The organism is Bacillus altaicus (assembly GCF_042136375.2).
Taxonomy (GTDB): Bacteria; Bacillota; Bacilli; order Bacillales; family Bacillaceae_G; genus Bacillus_A; species Bacillus_A cereus_U.
The window spans coordinates 172,763-195,765 of sequence record NZ_JBHHFZ020000002.1 but is presented as its reverse complement, the minus strand read 5'-3'; the positions used below and the strand labels follow the sequence as shown (position 1 = coordinate 195,765).

Below are 23,003 nucleotides of genomic sequence, written 5' to 3'. Positions count from 1 at the left end.
TCCACTGATTTTATTGAATAAATAGAAAATACTTTTCTTTTTCGTTTATTTAATTTAATATCAATAAGGGCACCAAAAAAATAGATAGGGGTGCTAGAATGTACGGTATTATTAATTATGAAGTGTTTTTACTAACAGGGATTTTATTAAATCTAATTCCTGGCGCAGACACCATGTATATTGTGGGGAGAAGTATTTCACAAGGTAGAAAAGCAGGTGTGTATTCTGTTTTTGGTATTATTACTGGTTCTTTAGTCCATACGTTATTGGTTGCTTTTGGTTTATCTATTATACTTACAAAATCCATTGTGTTATTTAACACTATTAAGGTTATAGGTGTTATCTATCTTGTATATTTAGGGATTAAAATGATACTTGATAAGACAAATGTAGCTTTCCGAGCCTCATCCAATAAATTGAACATTAGAAAGATATATTTACAAGGACTTTTAACAAGTCTTACGAATCCAAAAGTCTCTTTATTCTTTATTGCGTTTCTTCCACAATTTATAGATACAAAGGCTTCAGGTCCTATGCCTTTTATCATTTTAGGACTTACTTTTACAGTAACTGGACTATTGTGGTGTTTATTTGTTGCTTATTTCTCTTCATATGTCACAAAAAAATTAAGAGGAAACCAAAAGGTAGGAATGATTCTAAATAAGATAACAGGACTGATTTTTATTGGTATGGGGTTAAAGTTGCTTCAAACGAAAGCTCCTCAATAAACCTGAATAACATAAAAATGCCCCCTTTCAAGAGATGTTATCTTGGGTTTAAGCTAATTTCTATATACTAAAAAGTCCCTTTAAATTTGAAGGGACTTTTTGCTTGTTATTTTGGTTTATCTAAAAATTTATTTCATAGTTCATGATCTATTCTAATCAATTGTCATGAATCTACGTGTCCTCTAATGACAAGGTTAAATTTTTTCAGTATTACATTTAGAAAATAAGAAAAGAGGAATCTAGTTATACCAACTAAATACAGTCTAAAACATTTTTTTAACTGAACATTTGGGGAAGAATGTGTCTCTTAACTTGATAGCGATGTGGTGCTACCACATAAACATCGTAACTTTATTTAAAGTCTATACTTAGAGGAGATGAGCAAAAATACCCACAAACAAAAAAGCATCTAAATTAAATTAGATGCGAAATGTATCAAGTATATTGTCTTTCTCCTCCTTATTGATTCCAATGTACCTTAATGTAATTTGTGGTGTACTATGATTCAATATTTCTTGTAACATAGCAATATCCTTTGTTTGCTTGTAAAACCAATATCCAAATGTTTTACGCATGGTATGGGTACCTACAGATTCGACTCCGGCAAAATCCCCGGCTTTTTGTAACTGTCGATAGGCTTGAATTTTACTAATAGGTTTATCACCTTTTCGAGAAGGAAATAACCAGGTACTTTTTAGATCCTCAGCGTATGGCAATACTTCCTCAAAAATGGATGTAATATTTATGATACGTTCCTTTTTTGTCTTTCCTTCTTTAACCTTAAATTCTTTCCGTTTTTTTCGCTTAAGTTTTAAAATCTCATTCGTTTCCATTTTAAGTAAATCACTTACACGTAACCCCGTATTAATACCAATTAGAAATAATATATAATCACGATCTGAACAATGACGTTTGAGCGACCATTTCATATCATTAAGCTGTTCTATGCTCCGAATTGGTTGTACATCAATTAAATGTTGCTTTTTATCCATCTGTTTTTCAATCCCTTTATTTTCAATAATTTGAATGTATACTTTTTTATCTTTTTTTATAATATCAATGAAATTAGATAAAAGTCAATGTTTAAGGAGGTTTCAATGTAAACTTTTGGGTAAAAGTTTACTTTCACCTCTTGAATCATTTATAGCTAATTTTGTAATAAATTTCTCAATATAGATATACTTATCAATTATGGTTTTAATATTCAAAATTAAAAAAAATTGAAGTATTATAAAAATATGATGGTTATTCCTTTTGTTTACTCCTTGTGCTAAAGATAAGATTGTGTTCCCGATCTTATCTTTTTTCTTTGTAGATTTTTGATACAAAAAAAGGAATCCTTATAATAAGGATTCTGCAACAGGAAATAACAAAAATATAAATAATAAAAAGAATTAATTATATTATATATATTCATTTGAAGTTCAGCTCTGTCTTGGGTAGCACCTGATACCTTTTCTTCATATATAATGCCCATTCCAATTCCCTTCATTTATTGTAATTGTCTCTTTGGATTCTGATCAACAAAACTTACTCGAACATAACTTATTTTTCTTATATTCTACTCTCCTATTTTGAAACAAGTCATATGGGACACCTTGAAGTACCGTTATACCAGGTTCAATAAAACATCCCAATAGGATTTACCTAATTGGGATGTTTTGTTAATACTCATATGGAAAGATAGACATTAAATCCACCTCTTCAGTTTCTTCTTTAGAATTCGTTGCGAATTCGTCATGTTCAAAAGACATACTCGTTAGTATTGCAAATACTACTAAATTTCCTAAAAGAATTTTTTTCATCTTCTTCTCTCCTCACATTTCTTCCTATTAAATGTTGCCAGGGGGAATATTTAATAAGAAGAGAAATACTTATTTTATCATTTGAAGTAAACAAATAATTGTAACAAGGGAAACCCCCTCATTTTTTGAGGGGGCTCCATCACTTCGCTTTGCTTATCCACTTACTATTTACATATATCGCTATATATTTGTGAATTATTATACTTAAATTTTTCTTGCTACTGTTATCTTATTATTTTTTACAACCCAAGGATCTGAAACAACTGAACCATCTGCTCTCTTTAACGTATATTTTGTTGCCAGTTGATATTCTGTATATCCTGTTGTTTTACCAGGTTCACTTGTAACAGAACTTGTAATTGTTTCTTCCGTTGCTTCCGTATTAGTTGTACTAATTTCTGTTTGTATTGTTTTTGTAATCTCTGATTTAATTGCTGCAGATGCGTCTCCAAATTTCAATCCAAAATCTGCTCCAATCTTCATAGAAAGCGTATCAGTCATCTTTTGTTGATCTACAGTAGTCATACCTGTTTTGAATGTATAATTACGAGTCAAACCAGCTGGAATAACCGCTGAAAATGTTTTATCCCAATATTCTTCTTTTACCAAAGTATAATATTGGGAATTGTGTATTTTTGTATAGTCACTCGCTTGACTATCTTTTACCATAAAACAAGGTACTAAAGATGCTCCAACAACAACAGAATTTGACGTTTGAGGTAATTGTTGATCATTAGCCCCACTTGTATTATAATCTGGAGCATTTGGTCTAGTTCCTACAGCTGGTAAAGTTGGTAATGAAAAAGTGCCGTAATCAGGAAATAAACCTGGGAATGAATCAGCTAGAGCACCAAGTCCATTCTTAGCAATGTTAAATACCTTATCATTATCAGAAGGATTTGATTCATCCAAATCTACCCACTCTATTCTCGCTGGACCTGATATCCCATTCGATCCATATGATGCAACTTGCCCATTTCCTTGGTTCACAATTTCATAATTATTATTTCCCTTGTCTCGTAAATACCATTGTTGAGTAGCGGAACCAGTCCAACTCGTTTGTCCCAAAACTCCAGAATTCCCCATAAGAACACCAGGTGTTACAGGTTTTCCACTATTTTTATTTACAATTGCATATGCTCCTCCATCAAGTGGGAAAAATACAAATTGTTCATTGTCACCACGAGAGGAAGTATTATATAGATCAATTTCTGCAATATCAGTAGACCCGCCACGTACATCCCAAGCTAAGTTGTTATTAGCTTTCAAATGAATAGAATAATATCGATTATTCTCTGGAGCTGCTGCTTCACTTGAAGGAGCCCAGATAGATAGACTCATTGCTCCTACACCTAACCCTGCCATGACTTTTTTTGATATTGATTTCATAATATTGCCCCCTATTTTTGTCGGTAAGATTCCTACAAGATTACAAAAAATGATTTTATACTGTACATTGCTTATACTTTTATTGCGAAATAAAATCACTTTTGCTATGTAGAAACTTAAAACCAATTTTGTACAAATATGATACTTTTGTGATTCGAGATACCTTTTTAAAAATGACCGAATATTAAGAAAGTTTAAATCAACATAATGTTACTTGCAACTTTACTAAACTCCCATTTAGTGGAATTTGCTCCTTTCTTATTGGTCATACCAGTTATGTTATTTATTAAAACATTAAATTCCCGATGCGTAAATAGTAAAATTTTGTCGTAAATAGTAGAATTTTATCTTATGTATTCGATAATTTCTTAATATGAGTGAGAGGATATTATACTAATAAAATTAATGATGAATTCTATTGTAGTAATTATAATGATTACAACTTAATATATCCAATGAAAAAATAACTATATTAATTTAGAGGGGGTTAGTTTTTATTTTAGAAAAATACTTATAGAATAATTTAATGGTATTACTTATACATTTGACCCTTTATTTGGATATGTATAATTGCATGTTTCCCTTCTCAATAGAGTGTACCCTATTGAGAAGAAATCTTTTCCTTGATATTATTCGTCTCAGAGACTCTCAATAACACTTATCAAAATACATACAAAAAGAGGGATAAAAATGATCTATGGATACACTCGTGTAAGTGCACAAGATCAAAATTTAGATACACAGATTGAACAGCTCATGAAATATGGAGTAGATGAAATCATAAAAGAGAAAATAAGCGGAGTTACAAAACAAAAACCTGAGTTAGACACTTTACTTTCAAAACTAACAGCTGGCAATACTTTAGTTGTAACTAGAATGGATCGTTTAGGTCGAAATACCATTCAGCTACTACAGTTAGTTGAACAATTTCGGGAAAAGGATGTTCACTTTGCGATTTTAAATTTAGGAATAGATACGAGAACTCCAACAGGAAAATTCTTTTTAACTGTCATGGCTGCCTTTAGTGAATTAGATCGAGATATGATTAAAGAAAAACAACGTGCAGGAATAAAGTTAGCGAAACAAAAAGGAGTGTATAGAGGAAGATTGAAGAAATACACGGATAAGCACCCAGGTATGAATCATGCGATTGAATTACGGAAGCATACCAATAAAACCGTTAAGGAAATATGCCAAATTACAGGGGTGAGTCAAGCCGCTCTGTATAGTAGATCAAAAGAACTTGAATAAAGTTCTTTTTTAATTTGTAATTAAACCCCAGAGTGGCCCCGCATACCCATAATCATTTCCGTACCCCTTATACTAAAATTCACTTGCTGATACTCATTTGAAAATTAGGAAAATGCGTTACCGTTTATAAAGGGATACCGTTAAGGACATGGGGTACCACCCCATCGCCATCAACTTAACAAAAATCCTCCAGATGCTGAAAGCATCTGGAGGTCGTGGGGATCTCATTTACCAAGTCACATTTATAAAAAATAGACTTTTTTGTATCATTAATTTTGGGTAATACGTCCCTCACTGTCAAAACGACATAATTTAATCGGACCATCGTAATTAATCCATGCTGTTGTGTTTCGATGCATTACACCATTATTCGGGTCAGCGTAATAGCGTTTGCCTCCAACTTTGAAAAGTCCTGTTATCATTTTTCCACGTTGCTCAGAATCTTCCGAGAAGTAATATTTGTTACCATTTATTTCTTGAAAGCCTGTTTGCATTTCGCCTTTATCATTATTATAGTATGTGTTACCGTTAGTTTTTACAAAACCTGTCTGCGTAGCTTCTCCTTCATGATTAAAATAATATCTGTTTCCTTCAATGTTTACATTATAATCGAAAGTATAGCTTCTGCCACCATCAAAGTGGTATTTTTTACCATTTTCTTCCTTCCAACCGTTATAGTTAGGCTCTTCTAAGCTGTAATATACCACCACAGGCTGGTCTTCTTCCTCTGAAGTCCATCCAGGGAAAAAGACTTTAGAAATCCCACTTTTTCTAATGGAACCACCATGTTCAAATATTAACGTTTTCTCGTCAAAAATAACTGAAGTCTGCGAGCCATTTAGCGCTTCTCCATTCAGTCTAGAAGCTCTCTCAAGTACGCCTTTGTCAGAAAAATGAAGAATGACACCTTGATTTTCTAGACGTATTTCTTTTGTATTAGCAACGGTAGATTTGAAATAATAAATTTTACCATCGATTTCCCGCAACCCATCTCCAATAAATTCTCCAGAAGCATCAGAATAGTGTAGACCATCGCCATCTTCCTTCCATGCTGATCGTTGCAAGGCACCTTTATCATTAAAGTGGTACCACTTCTCATCAATTGCCCCAATATTGCTATCTGACAATACTACTTTCCCATTCTCCTGAAAATAATATGTCTCACCGTCAATTTCTTGCCAACCGTTCTTCAAGAAAACGCCATCAGAACCTGCATAATAATAATCTTTATCCTTCTTTACCCAATTGTTCTTTATCACATTTCCAAAGGAATCTTTTGCAGTTGACTTGTTATAATCGAACTCTACTTCGCTATACTCCTTTTTCTCATTTTCTTTACCAGGATACCAATCTATTAACCAATTATTCCATTTGCCTTCTGCAAGGCGAGCTGTGAATTTACCAGCTTGATTAATGTCGGAAGTAGTCCACGCTGGTGCACCTTTACCAGTTCTAGGAACATAGAAATATTCCCCTTTATTATTTTGTAAAGAAAACTGACCATTTTCTCGATTAACAAGAGTCCATACTTCATCAGAACTGATATCTCCTGCATGAGTATAAACCCACTGACTGCGATCTCCTAATTTTTTAGATGTAAGATATCTTAAGTTATCATTAAAGACAGATGTTATAAAGACCTTATCAGATCCTTTTTTAACCGGCGTAATTGTAAAATCAGTCCCTGCATTTGGATCCCCATTACCTTCTTCATGAATATAGTCCCCTGCTTGCAAGTTTAGGCCATCATTTATAATTTTTGTAGAAATAGCGGAATATTGCCCTTCTTTATGTTGTGTAAAGATATCGAGTGCACGTTTCTTCATATCCTCACGAACTTGAGAATCCTTTTCTACATCACCAAACAGTACTTCTTTACTTACTGGTTCCGAAGTAATTGTTGCTAACATTCGTTTTTCTTCTGGCAGTTTACTAAAAAGATCCTCATTAGCATAACGAACATCACGCAAACCAGAGCCATTATTAAGAAAATAACCTGGGAATTCTTGTTGTTCAAATCTATCTGCTAGAACATTTTTACCACCGCTATTGTCACTTTTTAGATAATAAGTTTTGAAATTCGTAAGTGAAACACCTGTATTTCCTTCATCTAATTGTTTTTGCGTAATATACAAAATATCATGTTTAGATAGTTCTGGTTCATCAGGAGTTAAGTCTACTATTGTACCAGCGTCCTTAATACGAATTTGTTCTCCATGCTTGATTGTTTTATTTTCAACTTTCCCATTGGCATAAACAAGTTTAATCTTCTTGCTAAAATTTTGATCTTTATTATAATCAAACACACTAATACCAAATTCCCCTTTGTTAAAAGTAGGAGCTTTATAAGCAACGTTTTCCAGACGAGCTGCATAACTGTTCTTTGCATCTATTTCTTCTAACCATTTCCCAAATGGCTCTTTAAGAAACGCGTCATAGATATCTCCAAATGTTGTAACAATCGTTGCGAACGTATCAACATCTGCTTTCACTTTATATTCTGTTACGGGGCTGGCGCTGAATAAAATCCCCATTGCAATCCCTACAGGAAGGATTTTTCGCATACTTTTTTTTGCTTTTCCATTCATAATTGTGCTCCTCACTTTGTGCTACCCTATTTTTTCTATTTGTTAAACTGCATTTAACGTTCCGAAGTTTATCTTAGTATAAATACCTTTCAAAAGTCTTTCATAAATGTTACAAAAGTCTTACATTAATATCGTATAAAATTCCGAATTTTTTACGATATTCTATATTTTTTTAGCTTGGCCCCATGCTCATTAACCGAAGATTTTTAAGTATCATCAAAACAAAATTTTTATTTTAATCGATACTAACTAAAAGGAATAGTTTGTCTCGTTCTTGTTAGACAAAGGCCTTTTTTTCAGATATGTCATAATTACACCAATAAATAATAATAAAGGTGTAGTAACGGAAATTCCAAGTAAACCGAAACTATCTTCAACAAACCTAGGTAAGAACAGCATCCTTGAGGAAGATATAAATAATTCCAGTACGAGAGAAAATAACTGTACGAGTAATAATCTCACACTTATGTTTTTGAGATTCATGGTGTTAAGCTCTTCGCAAAAGTGTATTTTTAGACTATATGATCGGTGGTTTACTTATGTATCAATCCTTTTATTCTTATCGGTATGTCTAAGTTTAAGAAATTACTTACAAAAGTACTGAAGTGTTTGTATGAGAAACAATGAAATGGTTTTGTAACATTTATGAAAGACTTTTGAAAGGGATTTAAACTAAGATAAACTTACTGATATGAATGTAAATACGTTGAAAATAGTATAAATTAGAAAGTAAGGAGCAAATCCATGAAGGAAAAGATAAAGAGATATATAAAAAAAATCCCCCCTGTAGGAATAGCGATGGGGATTGCATTCAGTTTCAACCCATTTACAAAACATAAAGCAAAAGCAGACGTTGATACGTTCGCAACGATTGTTACAACATTTGGTGATACCTATGATACGTTTTTAAAAGAGCCTTTTGTTATCTTTTTATCCGAACAAAGTGCTAAAAATGATTATACAGCTAACAATGAAAACCGCGCTTACAAAGCTCCTACTTTTAACAAAGGAGAATTTGGTATTAGTGTGTATGATTATTATAAAAACCAAAACTTTTCTAAGAGAATTAAAATTTTCTATAAAGATGGGAAAGTTGAATATAAAACGATAAAACATGGTCAACAACTTCTGATTAAGCAAGCTGGTATCATAGTGGACTTAAATCCAGAGGCCTCAGATCTATATGAACGTGATGTGTATTATATTACACAAAAACAATTAGATGAAGGGAATACTGGTATTGCGCTTACGAATTGGCAAACATATTACTTAAAAAGTGAAAATAGTGGTCAAATGAATGGTCCTTTAGCTTTTAAATTTATTAGACAGGAGTTTCCAAATATAAAACCAGGTAATCCTTCTTTTGACCTAGAGAAACTTTTTCATGCACTACCGGGAGAGAAGCGAAAACTGGCAACGATAACTTCGAATCCAGTAAAAGAATCTGAAATTTTTAGTTATACCTCTGATGAGCTTGCTGAGATAAAGAGACATAAGCTCGCCGTCGTTACACAGCATAAAAATGAAGAATGTTCTTCTATTTCTGTGAAAATTAGAAACAGGGATAACGTCTTGCGGACATGGGAGGATAGTACAAATATTTCTGCTGCATCTAATTGGATCCCAGAAGATAGGAGCATATTTACAATTATTCCAATTGAAAAAGGATCTAATAAGGTGTACATAGAAGCAAATGCAACCTATCTTACATCTGCAAATGGTGAGGTGGGCGTCACAGGATTTCGTGCTTATGGACAAGTATGGACACTTGTTAATCATGGATTTGAAAGCTTCTCTTTAAAAAATAACCACGGACAATATTTATCTGTTCATGATACATCCGTATGTCTTACTGACAAGCCTGATAAAAACACTATATTTGCCATTACTATTCAAAAAGATAAATGGAATGAGTGGTTAGCTAAATGGTATTCTAGCAAATAAAATGCAAGTTGATATAACCTCTAGAAGCTTTTCAAACATTTTTAACGAGTAACAAACCAACAAGCCAATTTTCTGTACGTTAAGGAAATCGGCTACACAGATCCCTAAGTTGTTTTTAATCAAGCTTTATTTCAAACCAAAAATAATTCGCCCTTACGTTGAGTATATGTATGCAACGTAAGGGCCCTTTTAAATTCATATTTTAATTTTCTTGGTTAAGATAACGTGTAAAACTAGGTCACAGGGATACTTGTATTTACTTTATTGTTTATCCAACTTCTTCATTTTTGACAATGATAAGACAAACTATAATCTAACGTAAAAAAGAGCAAACCATATGAAAAATATGGTTTGCTCTTTTTCTTAATATGGTTTATTGATGAATTGCTTCCATATCAAAACTACGATTACGCTTCCACATATACATATTGCATAGGTGATACCGGCAATATCTCCAAAGACTTCTAATCCAAAAGGGAGTAGAAAGGTAGTTAGTCCTAATATGTAAGCAAATATACCGAATAATTTAGCTAGTTTATTTTTATCACCAATAAATGTTTCTTCCTGATATCCAGCAAAATGAAAGTAAACTTTTGGCTAAAAGTTTACTTTCGGTTTTTGAAACATTTATAACTAATTTTGTAATAAATTTCTCAATATAAATATACTTGTTAATTATGGTATTAATATTCAAAATTAACAAAAATTAAATTATAATAAAAATATGATGGTTATCACTTTTGTTTACTCCTTGTGCTAAAGATAAGATTGTGTTCCCGATCTTATCTTTTTTCTTTGTAGATTTTTGATACAAAAAAAGGAATCCTTATTTATAATAAGGATTCTGCAACAGGAAATAACAAAATATAAATAATAAAAAGAATTACTTATATTATAGTTTATATATTAATAATATAATATTGAAAAATTTTTACATAAATTCAGTATGTATTAATTAATCTAAGAACCAATGTTGGAGAATAAGTCTACAAGGTTTGAACCAATCCCTCCATAAAAGAAATCCTGCCAATTTATACGACAAGGTTTTGTTGTACTAATTATATAAATAAAAGAAGGGAGATCTTGTATGGGATCGCGAATGCTGAGAAGTAAGCATTGGATGTTATCTGAAGATGATGAACATAAACAATACTTTTTACGTGATAATGATGGCTATATGATGAGTAAAGCTGATACTATACAGACTTTGTATAAAATTTTAAATTTCTACGATTCACTCACAGAAGGAGATATCCAAGAATACAATCGTTCTGTAGGTCAGGAACATAAAGAATATTATAAACGAATGCAAAAGGAGGTTGAAGAAAGACAAAGTAAACCTAAACCGGGCTTTATGTTTATCATAAAAAAAGTTGGTGAACCTCTTTATAAAATAAAATACGGTACAGAAAGAAGCAAATATGATAAGACAAGGTCACTTGAAAATCGTTTGATAAATTTAAGAGATGAAGATCCCCACCCCATCGAATTAGTAAAGGCATATCCACTTGTTGATAATCCAGTTGCTATTCATCGAAAGATAATGGATCATTATGGTTCTACACGAGATAATTTTGGATTTTATATTTTGAATGCTAAAAATCTACAACACATTGATGAACATATAGGAAAATATGAAATATAAGGGGAAGGGTGCATATAGGTCTTATCATATCAAAAAAGGAAAATTGTACGCTTAGACATATTTTGAGGTGTTTTGTGTACGCTAAACCTATTTTCCTTATTAAATAGGATCTATTTGGTGCTAAAGAGTGGATATGTAGATTAAAAGAACTTGAATAAAGCTCTTTTGAAATTTGTAATTAAATCCTAGAGTGACGCCTCATACCCATAATCGTTTCCATATCCCATGTACATTTCCAGAAAAAATCTTTGTTTTTGCCTAAAGACTTTATCATAATAAAAGGAGCTAAGTTCTATATCTTAGCTCCCTTATTTGTAAATTATTTAATTATAAAGGCTACGATTGCTAAAACGATACACACAATCCCACTTAATAATTGTCCTATTCCAGAACTTTGTCCATTAATTAGCAAGTTGAAAAGATTTTTTCTGGTTTGAGTTTTTCCTACGAATGCATCATACTTCTTCATTTTATATGCACCCGATAAAATTAATGCTACACCAATAACGATAAGTACTACTTTTAAAGCCACTATATTTACCTCCACTTATTATGTATATGTTGAATTTTTCTCAATCATTTTTTAGTTGTTGTTATAATCGTGAACAACACTCGTCTATAATTTCTAAAAAATCATTATCAATTTTTATAAGTTAATTATTACATTTTAACGTTAAACAAACTATCTAATAATCTTACACAAAGATGACAGTTCTGTAAGGATAGTAGAAAACAAATAAGCTATCTACAAAAGCCTTTTTTTCTAGTTATTGATAAATATACTTTGCTTTTCCCATTTCTCTTTTACAAGTAAGATCACTACTTTGCGGTCTACTGTCACTACCCCACATAGCCATCAAGTTTATAAAAATCCTCCAGATGCTGAAAGCATCTGGAGTTCGTGGGGATCTCATTTAGCAAGTCATATTTATAAAATATAGACTTTTTGTATCATTTATTCTTTGTGTCCATGACTGTCAAATTTATAATTCCTGCCATCAATTTCAACAGTGACGCCTTGATAAATTGAACCGTCCGCTTTGGCATAATACTTAAAGTATCCAAAACCATGGAGAGTGGTTTCGTAAGGACCGACGAACCATCCTATCTTAGCTGCTCCAGAATCATCGAAGTAATACCATTTACCATCGATTTGTTGCCAGCCCGTTTGCATTTCGCCTTTATCGTTATAATGATATATTTTACCATCGACTTTATCAAACCCAGTTAACTTAGCTTCTCCGTCCTGATTAAAATAATATCTTTTTCCGTCAATTTCTTCATGTCCATCAAAAGTAGTGTGGCGGCCCCACTGGAAGTGATATTTTTTACCATCGATTTCCTTCCAACCAGAATAGGACAGTCCGTCTTCTAAGCTGTAATAATTCAGTACAGGCTTATTTTCTCCTGCCAGAATGGCATAACCTTTAGAGGCTCCACTTTTTCTAATCGAACCGTCTTTTTCAAAAAATAACTCTTTCTTATCAAGAGTAACATAAGCACCATCAGTACCGTTATTACCTTTTAGCTCCCCTCCCTCCGGTCTAGAAGCCTTCTCAAGTGCGCCTTTATCAGAAAAGTGAAGAATAATATCTTGATTTTCTAGACGTAGTTCATTTGTAGTAGCCTTATAATTTTGGAAATAGTAAATTTCACCATCAATTTCTCGTAGGCCTTCTTTAATAAGTGCTCCAGTATGATCAGAATATTGTTTATTGTGCCATGTTGATTTTTGTAAAGCACCCCCATCATCAAAGTGGTATTGCTTACCATCAATATCTGGGTTAACATAACCTCTCTTGAACGCGCCATCCCTACCAAAATAATACGTCTTACCTTCAATGTTCTGCCAATCCTTCAACAAGAATCCATCAGAGCCTGCATAATAATGATTGTCAGAAACGTTTACCCAACTGTTCTTTATTACGTTTCCAGAAGAATCTTTTGCAATCTTTTTAGTAGGATCCTTTTCATCAGCTATTATCTGTATTCCGTCATACTTCTGTTTCTCATTTTCTTTCCCTGGATACCACTCTCTTAACCAGTTATGAATTTCATTGTTGCTTTTTGCAGTGAAACGCATTTCAGAGTTTAAAATCCATTCAGTATTAAACGTTTGAATATTTCGATTATCAGTCAAGCTTACTCCATTCTTATTTTTCAAACGGAACTGAAGTTTATCATCGGAAGAATTTTCTATCTGAACAAGTTCAAACACTTCATCATCACCAAGCGAATCAGAATATTGAAGTTCGTTTCCTTCTTTTCCTGAAAGGTATTTTGAACCTGTTTTTAAGATTACCTTATTCGTCCCTTTTTTATAGGGAATAATTTGATAAGATTTACCGTGATTTAGTGCATGAAATGGTAGTGCAATAGGTGTCTCTAGGACGTGAGTACGCTCCGCCAATATATCAGATAATCGATCATAAAAATCTGCACGAGCTTTAGGGTCATTATTAACATAGTTGTCAAGAACATCTTTAGATACTGGCTTTGAAGTCAATTTTATCAATTGTTTTTGCTTATCTGATAATTTATTTGCTATCTTATTAAATTGGTAATCATAACTTCTAGCAATCACATCCCAATCTGTAGTCCAGCTGTCTGCATATTTTTTATAAAGTGGAATAATAAATCTTGGGTTTGTACCAGATGCTTTTTCTACAAATGCATGTTGGCCTTGATTCATCACAACTCCGGTCTTTCCTTCGTCTAATTGTGCTTGTGTAATGTAAAGAAGATCGTGTTCTGAGACATTTGCTCCATTAGGGTTTAAATCTATAATTGCACCTGCTTCAGTAATTTTAAGCTGCTGCCCAGATCTTAGTTGATGAAGTTCGATTTTCCCATTCGGATAGCGTACTTTAACTGGTTTAAGAAAATTCGAATCACCTTGTGTATGATACATGGAAATATTAAATTCCCCAGATGTAAAACTAGGAGCCTGGTAAGTTTCGTTTTCTGCATATACATCAATGCGAGTGCCTGGGTCTCCATCCTCTGGGCTTATTCCAAGTGCTTCATAAGTGTTTGCTACAGCACCTAATACAGTAATACTTATATCTATTACCGTACCTATCCCTGCGCTAGCCTTGTTTTCTGCAATAGGAGCGACAGAAAAAAGAATACCTAATGCCGCTGCAGTAGGAATTACTTTCTTTCCAATTCCAATTGTTTTAAATTTTTTCTTCATTTTTGTTGTCCTCTCTTAGTAAGATTTAGCCTAGATTGCTTACATGTAACACTGTAAAAAACAAACATATAAATACTGTCGTATATTGATTTAAAATATAAAATCAATATTTATAAATTCATCTTAGTTTAAAAACCTTTCAAATTTCTTTCATAAATGTTACAAAAGTCTTTCATTAATATCGTATAAAATTCTGAACTTTTTACGATAGTCTATATTTTTTCAGCTTGGCCACATGCTCATTAAGCGAAGATTTTTAAGTATCCCCAAAACAAAAATTTTATTTATAAAATGAATGAAGTAGTAAACAAGAAAGGCTGGCAAAATGCCAACCTTTCTTGTTTTTTGGATCTCAATTTTTAATTTAATAAGATATATCGGTGGTTTACTTATGTATCAATCCTTTTATTTCTATCGGTATTTCCAAGTTTAAGAAATTACTTGCAAGAGTCCTGAAGTATTTGTATGAGAAGCAATGAAAGGGTTTTGTAACATTTACGAAAGACTTTTGAGAGTTATTTAAATTAAGATAAACTTACCGATGTTAATTTAAATATATTGGAAACAGTATAAATTAGAAAGTAAGGAGCACATCCATGAAGGAAAAGATAAGGAGATGTATAAAAAAAATCCCCCCTGTAGGAATAGCGATGGGGATTGTATTCAGCTTGAACCCATTTACAAAACATAAAGCAGAAGCAGACGTTGATACAAGAGAAACGATTCTTACAACATTTAGTGATACCTATGATACCTTTCTAAAAGAGCCTTTTGTTATTTCTTTATCAGAACAAAGTGCTAAAAATGATTATCTAGCTAACAATGAAAACCGTGCTTACAAATCTCCTACTTTTCACAAAGGAGAATTTGGTATTAGTGTGTATGATTATTATAAAAACCAAAACTTTTCTAAGAGAATTAAAATTTTCTATAAAGATGGGAAAGTTGAATATAAAACGATAAAACATGGTCAACAACTTCTGATTAAGCAAGCTGGTATCATAGTGGACTTAAATCCAGATGCCTCAGATCTATATGAACGTGATGTGTATTATATTACACAAAAACAATTAGATGAAGGGAATACTGGTATTGCGCTTACGAATTGGCAAACATATTACTTAAGAAGTGACAATAGTGGTCAAATGAATGGTCCTTTAGCTCTAAAATTTATTAGACAGGAGTTTCCAAATATAAAACCAGGTAGTGTTTCTTTTGACCTAGAGAAACTTTTTCATGCACTACCGGGAGAGAAGCAAAAACTGGCAACAATAACTTCGAATCCAGTAAAAGAATCTGAGATTTTTAGTTATACCCCTGATGAGCTTGCTGAGATAAAGAGACATAAGCTCGCTGTCGTTACACAGCATAAAAATGAAGAATGTTCTTCTATTTCTGTGAAAATTAGAAACAGGGATAACGTCTTGCGAACATGGGAGGATAGTACGAATATTTTCGCTTCATCTAATTGGATCCCAGAAGATAGGAGCATATTTACAATTATTCCAATTGAAAAAGGATCTAATAAGGTGTACATAGAAGCAAATGCAACCTATCTTACATCTGCAAATGGTGAGGTGGGCGTTACAGGATTTCGTGCTTATGGACAAGTATGGACACTTGTTGATTGTGGATTTGAAAGCTTCTCTTTAAAAAATAACCACGGACAATATTTATCTGTTAATGATACATCCGTATGTCTGACTGACAAGCCTGATAAAAACACTATATTTGCCATTACTATTCAAACAGATAAATGGAATGAGTGGTTAGCTAAATGGTATTCTAGCAAATAAAATGCAAGTTGATTTAACCTCTAGAAGCTTTACAAACATTTTTAACGAGTAATGAACCAACAAGCCAATTTTCTGTACATTAAGGAAATCGGCTACACAGATCCCTAAGTTGTTTTTAATCAAGCTTTATTTCAAACCAAAAATAATTCGCCCTTACATTGAGTATATGTATTCAACGTAAGGGCCCTTTTAAATTCATATTTTAATTTTCTTGGTTAAGATAACGTATATATCTCTGCTGAACCCCTTATTCCCCCTTTTCGAGGGGATGGGCAAAAACACCCTAATTAGTTTAAAGTGACTTTTGTATCACATGTTCATAAAGGGGTAGCACCAACATCCGTCAACTTAAGAATTTTATAACGCTCCCAAAACAAAAAATTGTACATTTTCACCTGGAGATGTCAATTTTCTCATTTTGGGGTATTTGCTTTTCTTAGCTTGATAGGCATGTGGCGGTACCCCCACAAATGTGGCATATTAAAATTTGAACTTTATTTTAAAGCTACAAAACATCAAAAAAGAGAGGGAACAATTAGTTCCCTCTCTTTTTTGATATTAATCATTATATAGATTAGATAACAATAGTTTCGTCATCAGTCACATTTTTATTTGCTAATTTCAAATAGAAATGCGATACAGTCGTTGTGTAATATGGGGAAATCCAAAGATACGGAAGATTTAATGTGAATATTCCTACCAATGAACCTAAAATAAACCAACCAATAAAACTTAACCAAGTGATGAATAAGTCTAACTTATGTCCTTTCATCATCGCTTTACTTTTTTTAATCGCTTCGCTTGCTGTACATTCTGGATCCTCTAACATAATGTAGTAAGCCATAGAATAAGAGAAAAATTTAATAATACCTGGAATAATGAACAAAAGACTCCATAAGAAAATGAATATTGTTTGTAAGATACCTAATTTCATAGCTCTAAATATATTATTTGACTTAAATCCAGCAAATAAATCACCAATTGTAGTAGATTCATTTTTTGCTAAACCTAAAGTGATGTTGTAATAACCGTAACTCATAACACTTTGCACAACGATATAAAGAATAAAAATAATAGCCCATATAATAATTTGAGATAAAATAACTCCAAAATTAAGTTTAGGTTCGCCATACGAATAATATACAAGGTTCTCAGGTCCTATAACATCTACAAATAAACCAAAAATTAAAAATACTACTATACCAATGAGATACATACTTGCTGCGGGAATGAGATAATTTAGGAATGTTGAACCTACTCCTAATCCCCAACGGCCCTTCAATGAAGATAAAGCCCCTTTTTTCAAATCACTAATCACCTTAGTTCCACCCTTCAATTTATTATATAAAAAGAATCTGCCCTAAAAGTTCCACTTATAGGCAGTTCTTTTATTTAATCATATAAAAGCATAGATTAATAGCAAATTTATATTTTTAAATGTTTATGCTCTTTTGCAACTCTTACTTAACATACACATGGGCTTCATTTATTGTTACATAGTATGTTTTGCCGGTACTATCATGTACCATATATTATTCTATTAAACTTTGAATTATTTGTAAGAGATGCTAAAGTTAAGTAGGTTAAAAAACATACAAAGTGAGGCGGTATTCTTGAAGAAGTTAAGCTTATTACTAACAGCATTTGTAATGGTTTTTTCATTATTTATTCCTAATCTTGCAAGTGCTAAATCTTTCCCTGATGTCCAAGCTGGCCATTGGGCAATTAAAGAGATTAACTATTTATCAGAAAAAGGCATTATTAATGGTACTCCAGAAGGACATTTTAAGCCAAGTGACAATGTAACTCGTGGACAAATGGCATTAATGCTAGATTTATCGTTAAAATTAGAAAAACCATCTAGCTATGATCATATCTTTTCTGATGTAACCAAAGGTATCTATTACTATGATTCTGTACATAAGTTAGCACATAATAACATTGTACAACGTGAGAAAAACTACTTCCCTGACCGCTCATTATCTCGTGCAGAAATGGCAGTAGTTCTTGTTAAAACTTTTGATTTGAAGCCTACAGGTGCGGACGTCAATTTCCCTGATGTTCCATCTACTCATTGGGGTTACCAATATATCAAAACGCTAGCTCAAAACAATATTACTGCTGGATTACCTGACGGTACATTTGGTCCAGACGTAAAAGTAACTCGTGAGCAATTCGCTGCATTCTTGGCTCGTGTATTAGAACCAAGTTTCCGTCCGGCTCTTCCTAAGCCTCAGGGTAACTTAGAGGTTTATTATATTGATGTGGGACAAGGTGATGCTACATTTATTAAATCTACAAGCGGAGAAACAATCCTTATTGATGCGGGCAACAATGGAAAAGGTAAAGTAGTGGCGAATTATCTAAAAGGATTAGGATTCCAAACAATTGATTATATGATTGCTACACACCCTGACGCTGATCATGTAGGTGGCTTAGATGAGGTCCTTAATTCTATGAATGTAAAAAATGTTTACGCTCCTAAAGTAAGCCATACTACCCAAACATATAAAGACTTTTTAACTGCAGTAGCTAACAAAGGATTAACAATTAAAGAAGCAAAAACTGGTATGACTTTACCAATCAATGGTTTAAACTCACAATTCTTAGCTCCTGTTAAAGAATATGGTGACGACTTAAACGAATGGAGTGCTGTGTTAAAAGTAACGCACGGTAGCAAATCATTCTTATTTACTGGCGACGCTGAGACAAAAAGTGAAAAAGATATGGTTGCAGCGCATGATTCTAACCTAAAATCTGATGTATTAAAACCTGGTCATCACGGAAGTAAGACTTCCTCTTCTCAGCCATTTTTAGATGCAGTTAAACCAAGTATTGCTGTAATCAGTGCCGGTGCGGGTAACCGATATGGCCACCCTACACAGGAAACTTTAGCTAAGTTATCTTCAATGTCTGTTAAGGTGTACAGAACAGATTTAAATGGGACAGTAGTTGTTAACAGTGATGGTGCAAATATTTCTGTAAGAACGGAGAGATAATTATGCAAAGAGGTATTATTGACCGTTTTGAAGGGGAAATAGCAGTTATTGAAATTAATAATTCAACAATTAATGTGCTTAAATCTAAACTCCCTTCTACTGCAAAAGAGGGTGATGTTCTTATAATTGATGATGATAATTATACAATTGATAAGGACGAAACAACTAAAAGAAGGCGTGAAGTCCAAGATTTAATGGATAAATTATTTGAATAACAAGATTAAATATTTAAATGAGAAGAGTCATCCAACAGGACGGCTCTTCTTTATTTCACATATACATAGGCTTTATTTACAATTAAGTAGATTTTATTTTACACAAATATCATTATACTAATCTAAAATTTCTGTGTTTACATTTTTTCTTTTTATCTCATAATTTAAATTGGGAAAAGGGAGGAAAGAAATGGTTCAAATCAAAGTGACACCTGAAATGCTAGAAGAAGTTGCTAATCGTGCAAGTAATACCAGAATCGCATTAGAGTCTATACGTAATAATTTATGTAATGAAATTGATCATTTGTGTTTTCAATGGATTGGTGCCTCTAATCAACAGTTCATTCAAATGTTCAATGATGCGAAACCAAAAGCTTTTACATCTATCAATTCACTTGTGCAGGTAGAAGAGGATTTGAAGCGAATCGCTGAAAAGTTTCGCAATGCAGATAATCAAGATGTTACACTAGAAGAAGGTGCAATTTAACAATTATTTTCACATCAATTGTAAATCCTAACCCTACATCTACAGAACCAACGACATCTTTCCCCTGCCAAGAAGGGTATTATTGAAACGAATATTATTAACCTTAGCAACAACACGCTTACCTACAAAGGGACTCCACAGTAATTTCTCCTATTATATATAAATCATGCTTAGTTAAATTGATTTGATTTTATAAGGAGCCAAAAACCTCTAAATGTTTATTTTATAATTACATAAATAATCCTAACATCTCCAAAATTTGATATAATGATGCAGTTATTAATAGCAATTAGGGAGATATACACATATGCCAAAAGGAATAGGAATGGTTAAGCGGACTCCATTCGCTTCGATACCGAAGAAATTCATCGGTATTGGTAAGATTGTTAAAAAACAAACAAAAGTGGAGCGCCCTACATTAACCCAAGACGAACAAGAAATTATTGAAAACAAGTTATTATGTTCATTTCTTTCTGAAGAGAAGATATTGATTACTTATTATAGAGATGGTCATTTGCTTACTAGATATGTGACTGTAACTGACATAAATCCGATAAAGAATTTAATAACTTGCACTGATGCATCTTATAACAGAATTTTCCTTAAATTTATAGATATAATTGATTTGAGATAAAAAACATACAGTTTTTCAAATATATCCGGGAATAAAAATGAAAGAATCTTGTATTCTCTAGGTTAAATACAGATAAAGCAAAAGTGTAAGTTCTTGTGAGAGTTAGCAAGATAAAGGCTGTTTGTTTATGTTTTGGACTGTCTGTTATGGTTATCGAATTTACAAATACAAAAGAGGAACAGAACTCAATAGAGAAAGCTAAGGAAGCATTTACCACCCGGTCTAGTATCCATCCACCAAGTAATCTTATCTAACTCTGCATTAGGTAGGACATCGGTTTGGATATAACATAGTCCAGAAATTGGATCAACATTAACGCTACCTTTTCTTCCTCGTTCTGTCATAGCTTGAATAGCTTCATCTAAGGAGTTAGTACCGAATCCACCTGACTTAACGTATTGATATCCACCATTAGAACCGCCGTTTCCTCCACCATTCCCAACAGTTTGTCCCGTTAGAGCGTATACGTAGGAAGTAACTCGTCATAGCTCCTCCTTATGGTAATTCCTTTTGTAAATCTTTTTTAAATGTATAATTGTGTAAGAATTTCTAAAACTTTGAATCGAGGTGAAAATCATGAGAAGTTTTGGTTCATTAGTGACCTCTACTATCTGCTCAGTAATTCTTATAATTTGGAATTCCTGCCGAAGCTGTTCATATTCCTCCATTATAAATCCCCCTCTTTTAATTCTTTCACTTTCGCATAAATAGTAGAAAGCGGAACACCTGTCATTTTGGAAATGTCATTTACACTCAAACTATTTTCTGTTCTATTAAAGAATAAGTTCATGGCCTGTTTGACCTGTTTTTCATCCTGCCCTTTTCTTCCCATGTGTTTGCCCATCGCTTTAGCCCTTTCTCGGCCTTCAGCTGTTCTTTCATTGATTAAATCTCTTTCAAATTCAGCAATAGCCCCTAGCATAGTGAACATCAATTTACCTGCGGGTGTAGAGAAATCAATTTGTTCTTTAAGAAATACCACCGCTATGCCTCGATCAGCTAATGTATTCACAATCTTATATAAATCGAATATTGATCTAGCTAAACGTTCAATTTTACAAATAACAAATTTATCTCCTTCTCTCATATACTCTAATGCTTTTTGCAATTCTCCTCGATTGCTATTAGCTTCACTGTATTTTTCAGAATATATTTTATCACATCCATAATCTGTTAATATCTCAATTTGCGCATCTAAATTTTGTTCTTTTGTACTTACCCTTGCATAACCAACAATAGCCATCACAATCACCTCAAAATAGTCTAAAAGTCCTAAGAATTCTATACTTTTATTTCAGACTATCTTTTAGACATTAACAACTATCTGTTTACAAAGTTTTTAACCTATGAAATCAAATTGTACAAAAGGGTCAACTTTTAGACATATAAACAAGACATTTATTTTCGTTAGTTATGTTCGTTTGTTTTGTTGGACCTTAAATCGAATTGCAACTACATTCTTCGTATTTAATAAGTATTAATTTAGAAAACCCATAAACAAAAAAAGAGTGCTGCGAAGAAGCACACTCATTCAAAGGACTTTACTAATCTCGACGATTATCAAGCTCACAGTCATGATGATGGTTACGTCTGCGACGGCATTCATCACAATCGCAGTCACGGTCGCGTCTACAACGACGGTCATCACAATCTCTATGTCTGCGTCTGCAGAACATTAAATCATCCCAAAATCTATTACAATCTCTGCAATGTCTGAAATTACAATTACATCCCATAAATATGATTACCTCCTCTTAACAATAGAATTCCTCATATTCTATGATTAAAAGTTAAAAACAGCTTGTTTATTAGTCTACTTTCTGCATTTTAAAGTAATAATATTATTATCTAACCTTCAAATTGCAAGTCTATTTCACCCCTTATCATTCCTTAACAACAAACAAGACGCCACCAGGATAACGGCAGCGCCTACGATAATTGCTATTGGTTTAATCACTACTTCACCAACAATCCTAATTCACGTAGGATTTCTGAGAACGAATAACCATACGCAAAACCTACAATACGAATTCCTGGAGTGCATCTATGTTCTAAATCTTCATTGTATGTTTTCTTATAATACGCTAGTTTAGAATCAATGTTATGTTTGTCGTTAATAATTACTTCATCGCTAGGAAATCCATCCATTTCAATTTGAACAGCTACATACTCTGCTCCTTCATTTACAGCTTCATTAAAACACTTTTCTAATTCCTCTAATGTTACACCCATCATTAACCTCCTATTTAAATGTCCATTTTGCTCAATAAAAAAGAGCATCCACGTCAGTAGATGCTAAAATATGAGAAGGGGATTTCCCCAATGA

At 32.8% G+C, this 23,003-nt stretch carries 18 protein-coding genes and 5 pseudogenes; 9 read left to right on the top strand and 14 right to left on the bottom strand.

Annotation, left to right across the window (positions count from 1 at the left end):
* The first annotated feature begins 98 nt into the window (after window positions 1-98).
* A complete protein-coding gene (locus tag ACE38F_RS27155) occupies window positions 99-728 on the top strand; it encodes a LysE family translocator (RefSeq protein WP_215589299.1) in 630 nt (209 codons plus the stop codon).
* 419 nt (window positions 729-1,147) lie between these two features.
* On the opposite strand, the gene ACE38F_RS27150 is transcribed toward ACE38F_RS27155, so the two are convergent.
* The 4 genes and pseudogenes from ACE38F_RS27150 to ACE38F_RS27135 all read right to left on the bottom strand — a co-directional run bounded on the left by ACE38F_RS27150 (window position 1,148) and on the right by ACE38F_RS27135 (window position 3,922).
* Window positions 1,148-1,720, bottom strand: a complete 573-nt coding sequence (locus ACE38F_RS27150; protein ID WP_215589300.1) for a tyrosine-type recombinase/integrase — start codon at window positions 1,718-1,720, stop codon at window positions 1,148-1,150.
* Between the two features lie 425 nt (window positions 1,721-2,145).
* Window positions 2,146-2,286 (bottom strand): annotated as a pseudogene (locus ACE38F_RS27145) (recombinase family protein); the annotation flags it as partial.
* Window positions 2,287-2,392: 106 nt separating this feature from the next.
* A complete protein-coding gene (locus ACE38F_RS27140; RefSeq protein WP_375371313.1) occupies window positions 2,393-2,533 on the bottom strand; it encodes a hypothetical protein in 141 nt (46 codons plus the stop codon).
* A 204-nt stretch (window positions 2,534-2,737) separates the two neighbouring features.
* A complete protein-coding gene (locus ACE38F_RS27135; protein ID WP_375371314.1) occupies window positions 2,738-3,922 on the bottom strand; it encodes an RICIN domain-containing protein in 1,185 nt (394 codons plus the stop codon).
* Between the two features lie 690 nt (window positions 3,923-4,612).
* On the opposite strand from ACE38F_RS27135, the gene ACE38F_RS27130 reads away from it, so the two are divergent.
* Window positions 4,613-5,173, top strand: a complete 561-nt coding sequence (locus ACE38F_RS27130; RefSeq protein ID WP_375371315.1) for a recombinase family protein — start codon at window positions 4,613-4,615, stop codon at window positions 5,171-5,173.
* Window positions 5,174-5,442: 269 nt separating this feature from the next.
* Here ACE38F_RS27130 and ACE38F_RS27125 read toward each other — a convergent pair whose 3' ends face one another.
* Window positions 5,443-7,761, bottom strand: coding sequence for a cell wall-binding protein (locus ACE38F_RS27125; RefSeq protein ID WP_375371344.1), 2,319 nt, complete (start codon window positions 7,759-7,761; stop codon window positions 5,443-5,445).
* A gap of 744 nt (window positions 7,762-8,505) precedes the next feature.
* Here ACE38F_RS27125 and ACE38F_RS27120 point away from each other — a divergent pair.
* The gene (locus tag ACE38F_RS27120) at window positions 8,506-9,705 is read left to right on the top strand and encodes a hypothetical protein (protein ID WP_375371316.1); all 1,200 of its coding nucleotides are present in this window, start codon (window positions 8,506-8,508) and stop codon (window positions 9,703-9,705) included.
* A 363-nt stretch (window positions 9,706-10,068) separates the two neighbouring features.
* Here ACE38F_RS27120 and ACE38F_RS27115 read toward each other — a convergent pair.
* A pseudogene (locus tag ACE38F_RS27115) lies at window positions 10,069-10,299 on the bottom strand (DUF3784 domain-containing protein); the annotation flags it as partial.
* Window positions 10,300-10,792: 493 nt separating this feature from the next.
* Between ACE38F_RS27115 and ACE38F_RS27110 the strand changes: the two are divergent.
* The gene (locus ACE38F_RS27110; protein WP_375371317.1) at window positions 10,793-11,350 is read left to right on the top strand and encodes a GIY-YIG nuclease family protein; all 558 of its coding nucleotides are present in this window, start codon (window positions 10,793-10,795) and stop codon (window positions 11,348-11,350) included.
* Window positions 11,351-11,669: 319 nt separating this feature from the next.
* On the opposite strand, the gene ACE38F_RS27105 is transcribed toward ACE38F_RS27110, so the two are convergent.
* Both ACE38F_RS27105 and ACE38F_RS27100 read right to left on the bottom strand, forming a co-directional pair.
* Window positions 11,670-11,882, bottom strand: a complete 213-nt coding sequence (locus ACE38F_RS27105; protein ID WP_375371318.1) for a hypothetical protein — start codon at window positions 11,880-11,882, stop codon at window positions 11,670-11,672.
* Between the two features lie 423 nt (window positions 11,883-12,305).
* Window positions 12,306-14,546 (bottom strand): N-acetylmuramoyl-L-alanine amidase family protein, encoded by a 2,241-nt coding sequence (locus tag ACE38F_RS27100; RefSeq protein WP_375371319.1) that lies wholly within the window; start codon window positions 14,544-14,546, stop codon window positions 12,306-12,308.
* Window positions 14,547-15,142: 596 nt separating this feature from the next.
* Between ACE38F_RS27100 and ACE38F_RS27095 the strand changes: the two genes are divergently transcribed.
* Entirely contained in the window at window positions 15,143-16,342 is a 1,200-nt protein-coding gene (locus ACE38F_RS27095) for a hypothetical protein (RefSeq protein ID WP_375371320.1), read from the top strand.
* Between the two features lie 574 nt (window positions 16,343-16,916).
* Here the strand turns inward: ACE38F_RS27095 and ACE38F_RS27090 are convergent.
* The gene (locus ACE38F_RS27090) at window positions 16,917-17,660 is read right to left on the bottom strand and encodes a DUF975 family protein (protein ID WP_016105479.1); all 744 of its coding nucleotides are present in this window, start codon (window positions 17,658-17,660) and stop codon (window positions 16,917-16,919) included.
* A gap of 295 nt (window positions 17,661-17,955) precedes the next feature.
* Between ACE38F_RS27090 and ACE38F_RS27085 the strand changes: the two genes are divergently transcribed.
* From ACE38F_RS27085 to ACE38F_RS27075, 3 genes and pseudogenes are all read left to right on the top strand, one after another.
* Window positions 17,956-19,341 (top strand): S-layer homology domain-containing protein, encoded by a 1,386-nt coding sequence (locus tag ACE38F_RS27085; RefSeq protein ID WP_375371321.1) that lies wholly within the window; start codon window positions 17,956-17,958, stop codon window positions 19,339-19,341.
* Between the two features lie 2 nt (window positions 19,342-19,343).
* Window positions 19,344-19,556 (top strand): DUF3006 domain-containing protein, encoded by a 213-nt coding sequence (locus ACE38F_RS27080; RefSeq protein WP_375371322.1) that lies wholly within the window; start codon window positions 19,344-19,346, stop codon window positions 19,554-19,556.
* 190 nt (window positions 19,557-19,746) lie between these two features.
* Window positions 19,747-20,040 (top strand): annotated as a pseudogene (locus tag ACE38F_RS27075) (WXG100 family type VII secretion target); the annotation flags it as partial.
* Between the two features lies 1 nt (window position 20,041).
* On the opposite strand, the pseudogene ACE38F_RS27070 reads toward ACE38F_RS27075, so the two are convergent.
* A pseudogene (locus ACE38F_RS27070) lies at window positions 20,042-20,178 on the bottom strand (N-acetylmuramoyl-L-alanine amidase); the annotation flags it as partial.
* Window positions 20,179-20,350: 172 nt separating this feature from the next.
* Between ACE38F_RS27070 and ACE38F_RS27065 the strand changes: the two are divergent.
* On the top strand, window positions 20,351-20,677 hold the full coding sequence (locus tag ACE38F_RS27065) for a YolD-like family protein (protein ID WP_197236273.1): 327 nt from the start codon (window positions 20,351-20,353) through the stop codon (window positions 20,675-20,677).
* 185 nt (window positions 20,678-20,862) lie between these two features.
* Here ACE38F_RS27065 and ACE38F_RS27060 read toward each other — a convergent pair.
* The 4 genes and pseudogenes from ACE38F_RS27060 to ACE38F_RS27045 form a co-directional block, all read right to left on the bottom strand.
* Window positions 20,863-21,150, bottom strand: a pseudogene (locus ACE38F_RS27060) (N-acetylmuramoyl-L-alanine amidase C-terminal domain-containing protein); the annotation flags it as partial.
* Window positions 21,151-21,344: 194 nt separating this feature from the next.
* Window positions 21,345-21,920 carry a recombinase family protein gene (locus tag ACE38F_RS27055; protein WP_375371323.1) on the bottom strand — a complete coding sequence of 192 codons (576 nt, stop codon included), beginning with the start codon at window positions 21,918-21,920 and terminating at the stop codon, window positions 21,345-21,347.
* Between the two features lie 301 nt (window positions 21,921-22,221).
* A complete protein-coding gene (locus tag ACE38F_RS27050) occupies window positions 22,222-22,413 on the bottom strand; it encodes a hypothetical protein (protein WP_375371324.1) in 192 nt (63 codons plus the stop codon).
* A gap of 220 nt (window positions 22,414-22,633) precedes the next feature.
* The gene (locus ACE38F_RS27045) at window positions 22,634-22,909 is read right to left on the bottom strand and encodes a hypothetical protein (protein WP_016119217.1); all 276 of its coding nucleotides are present in this window, start codon (window positions 22,907-22,909) and stop codon (window positions 22,634-22,636) included.
* Window positions 22,910-23,003: the final 94 nt, after the last annotated feature.

Excerpts from the sequence above, each read along its gene's own strand:
- ACE38F_RS27100 (WP_375371319.1), bottom strand. The coding sequence starts at position 14,546 with ATGAAGAAAAAATTTAAAACAATTGGAATTGGAAAGAAAGTAATTCCT.
- ACE38F_RS27150 (WP_215589300.1), bottom strand. The coding sequence starts at position 1,720 with ATGGATAAAAAGCAACATTTAATTGATGTACAACCAATTCGGAGCATA.
- ACE38F_RS27095 (WP_375371320.1), top strand. The coding sequence starts at position 15,143 with ATGAAGGAAAAGATAAGGAGATGTATAAAAAAAATCCCCCCTGTAGGA.
- ACE38F_RS27080 (WP_375371322.1), top strand. The coding sequence starts at position 19,344 with ATGCAAAGAGGTATTATTGACCGTTTTGAAGGGGAAATAGCAGTTATT.
- ACE38F_RS27125 (WP_375371344.1), bottom strand. The coding sequence starts at position 7,761 with ATGAATGGAAAAGCAAAAAAAAGTATGCGAAAAATCCTTCCTGTAGGG.
- ACE38F_RS27120 (WP_375371316.1), top strand. The coding sequence starts at position 8,506 with ATGAAGGAAAAGATAAAGAGATATATAAAAAAAATCCCCCCTGTAGGA.
- ACE38F_RS27050 (WP_375371324.1), bottom strand. The coding sequence starts at position 22,413 with ATGGGATGTAATTGTAATTTCAGACATTGCAGAGATTGTAATAGATTT.
- ACE38F_RS27045 (WP_016119217.1), bottom strand. The coding sequence starts at position 22,909 with ATGGGTGTAACATTAGAGGAATTAGAAAAGTGTTTTAATGAAGCTGTA.
- ACE38F_RS27140 (WP_375371313.1), bottom strand. The coding sequence starts at position 2,533 with ATGAAAAAAATTCTTTTAGGAAATTTAGTAGTATTTGCAATACTAACG.
- ACE38F_RS27055 (WP_375371323.1), bottom strand. The coding sequence starts at position 21,920 with ATGGCTATTGTTGGTTATGCAAGGGTAAGTACAAAAGAACAAAATTTA.
- ACE38F_RS27130 (WP_375371315.1), top strand. The coding sequence starts at position 4,613 with ATGATCTATGGATACACTCGTGTAAGTGCACAAGATCAAAATTTAGAT.
- ACE38F_RS27065 (WP_197236273.1), top strand. The coding sequence starts at position 20,351 with ATGCCAAAAGGAATAGGAATGGTTAAGCGGACTCCATTCGCTTCGATA.
- ACE38F_RS27155 (WP_215589299.1), top strand. The coding sequence starts at position 99 with ATGTACGGTATTATTAATTATGAAGTGTTTTTACTAACAGGGATTTTA.
- ACE38F_RS27110 (WP_375371317.1), top strand. The coding sequence starts at position 10,793 with ATGGGATCGCGAATGCTGAGAAGTAAGCATTGGATGTTATCTGAAGAT.
- ACE38F_RS27135 (WP_375371314.1), bottom strand. The coding sequence starts at position 3,922 with ATGAAATCAATATCAAAAAAAGTCATGGCAGGGTTAGGTGTAGGAGCA.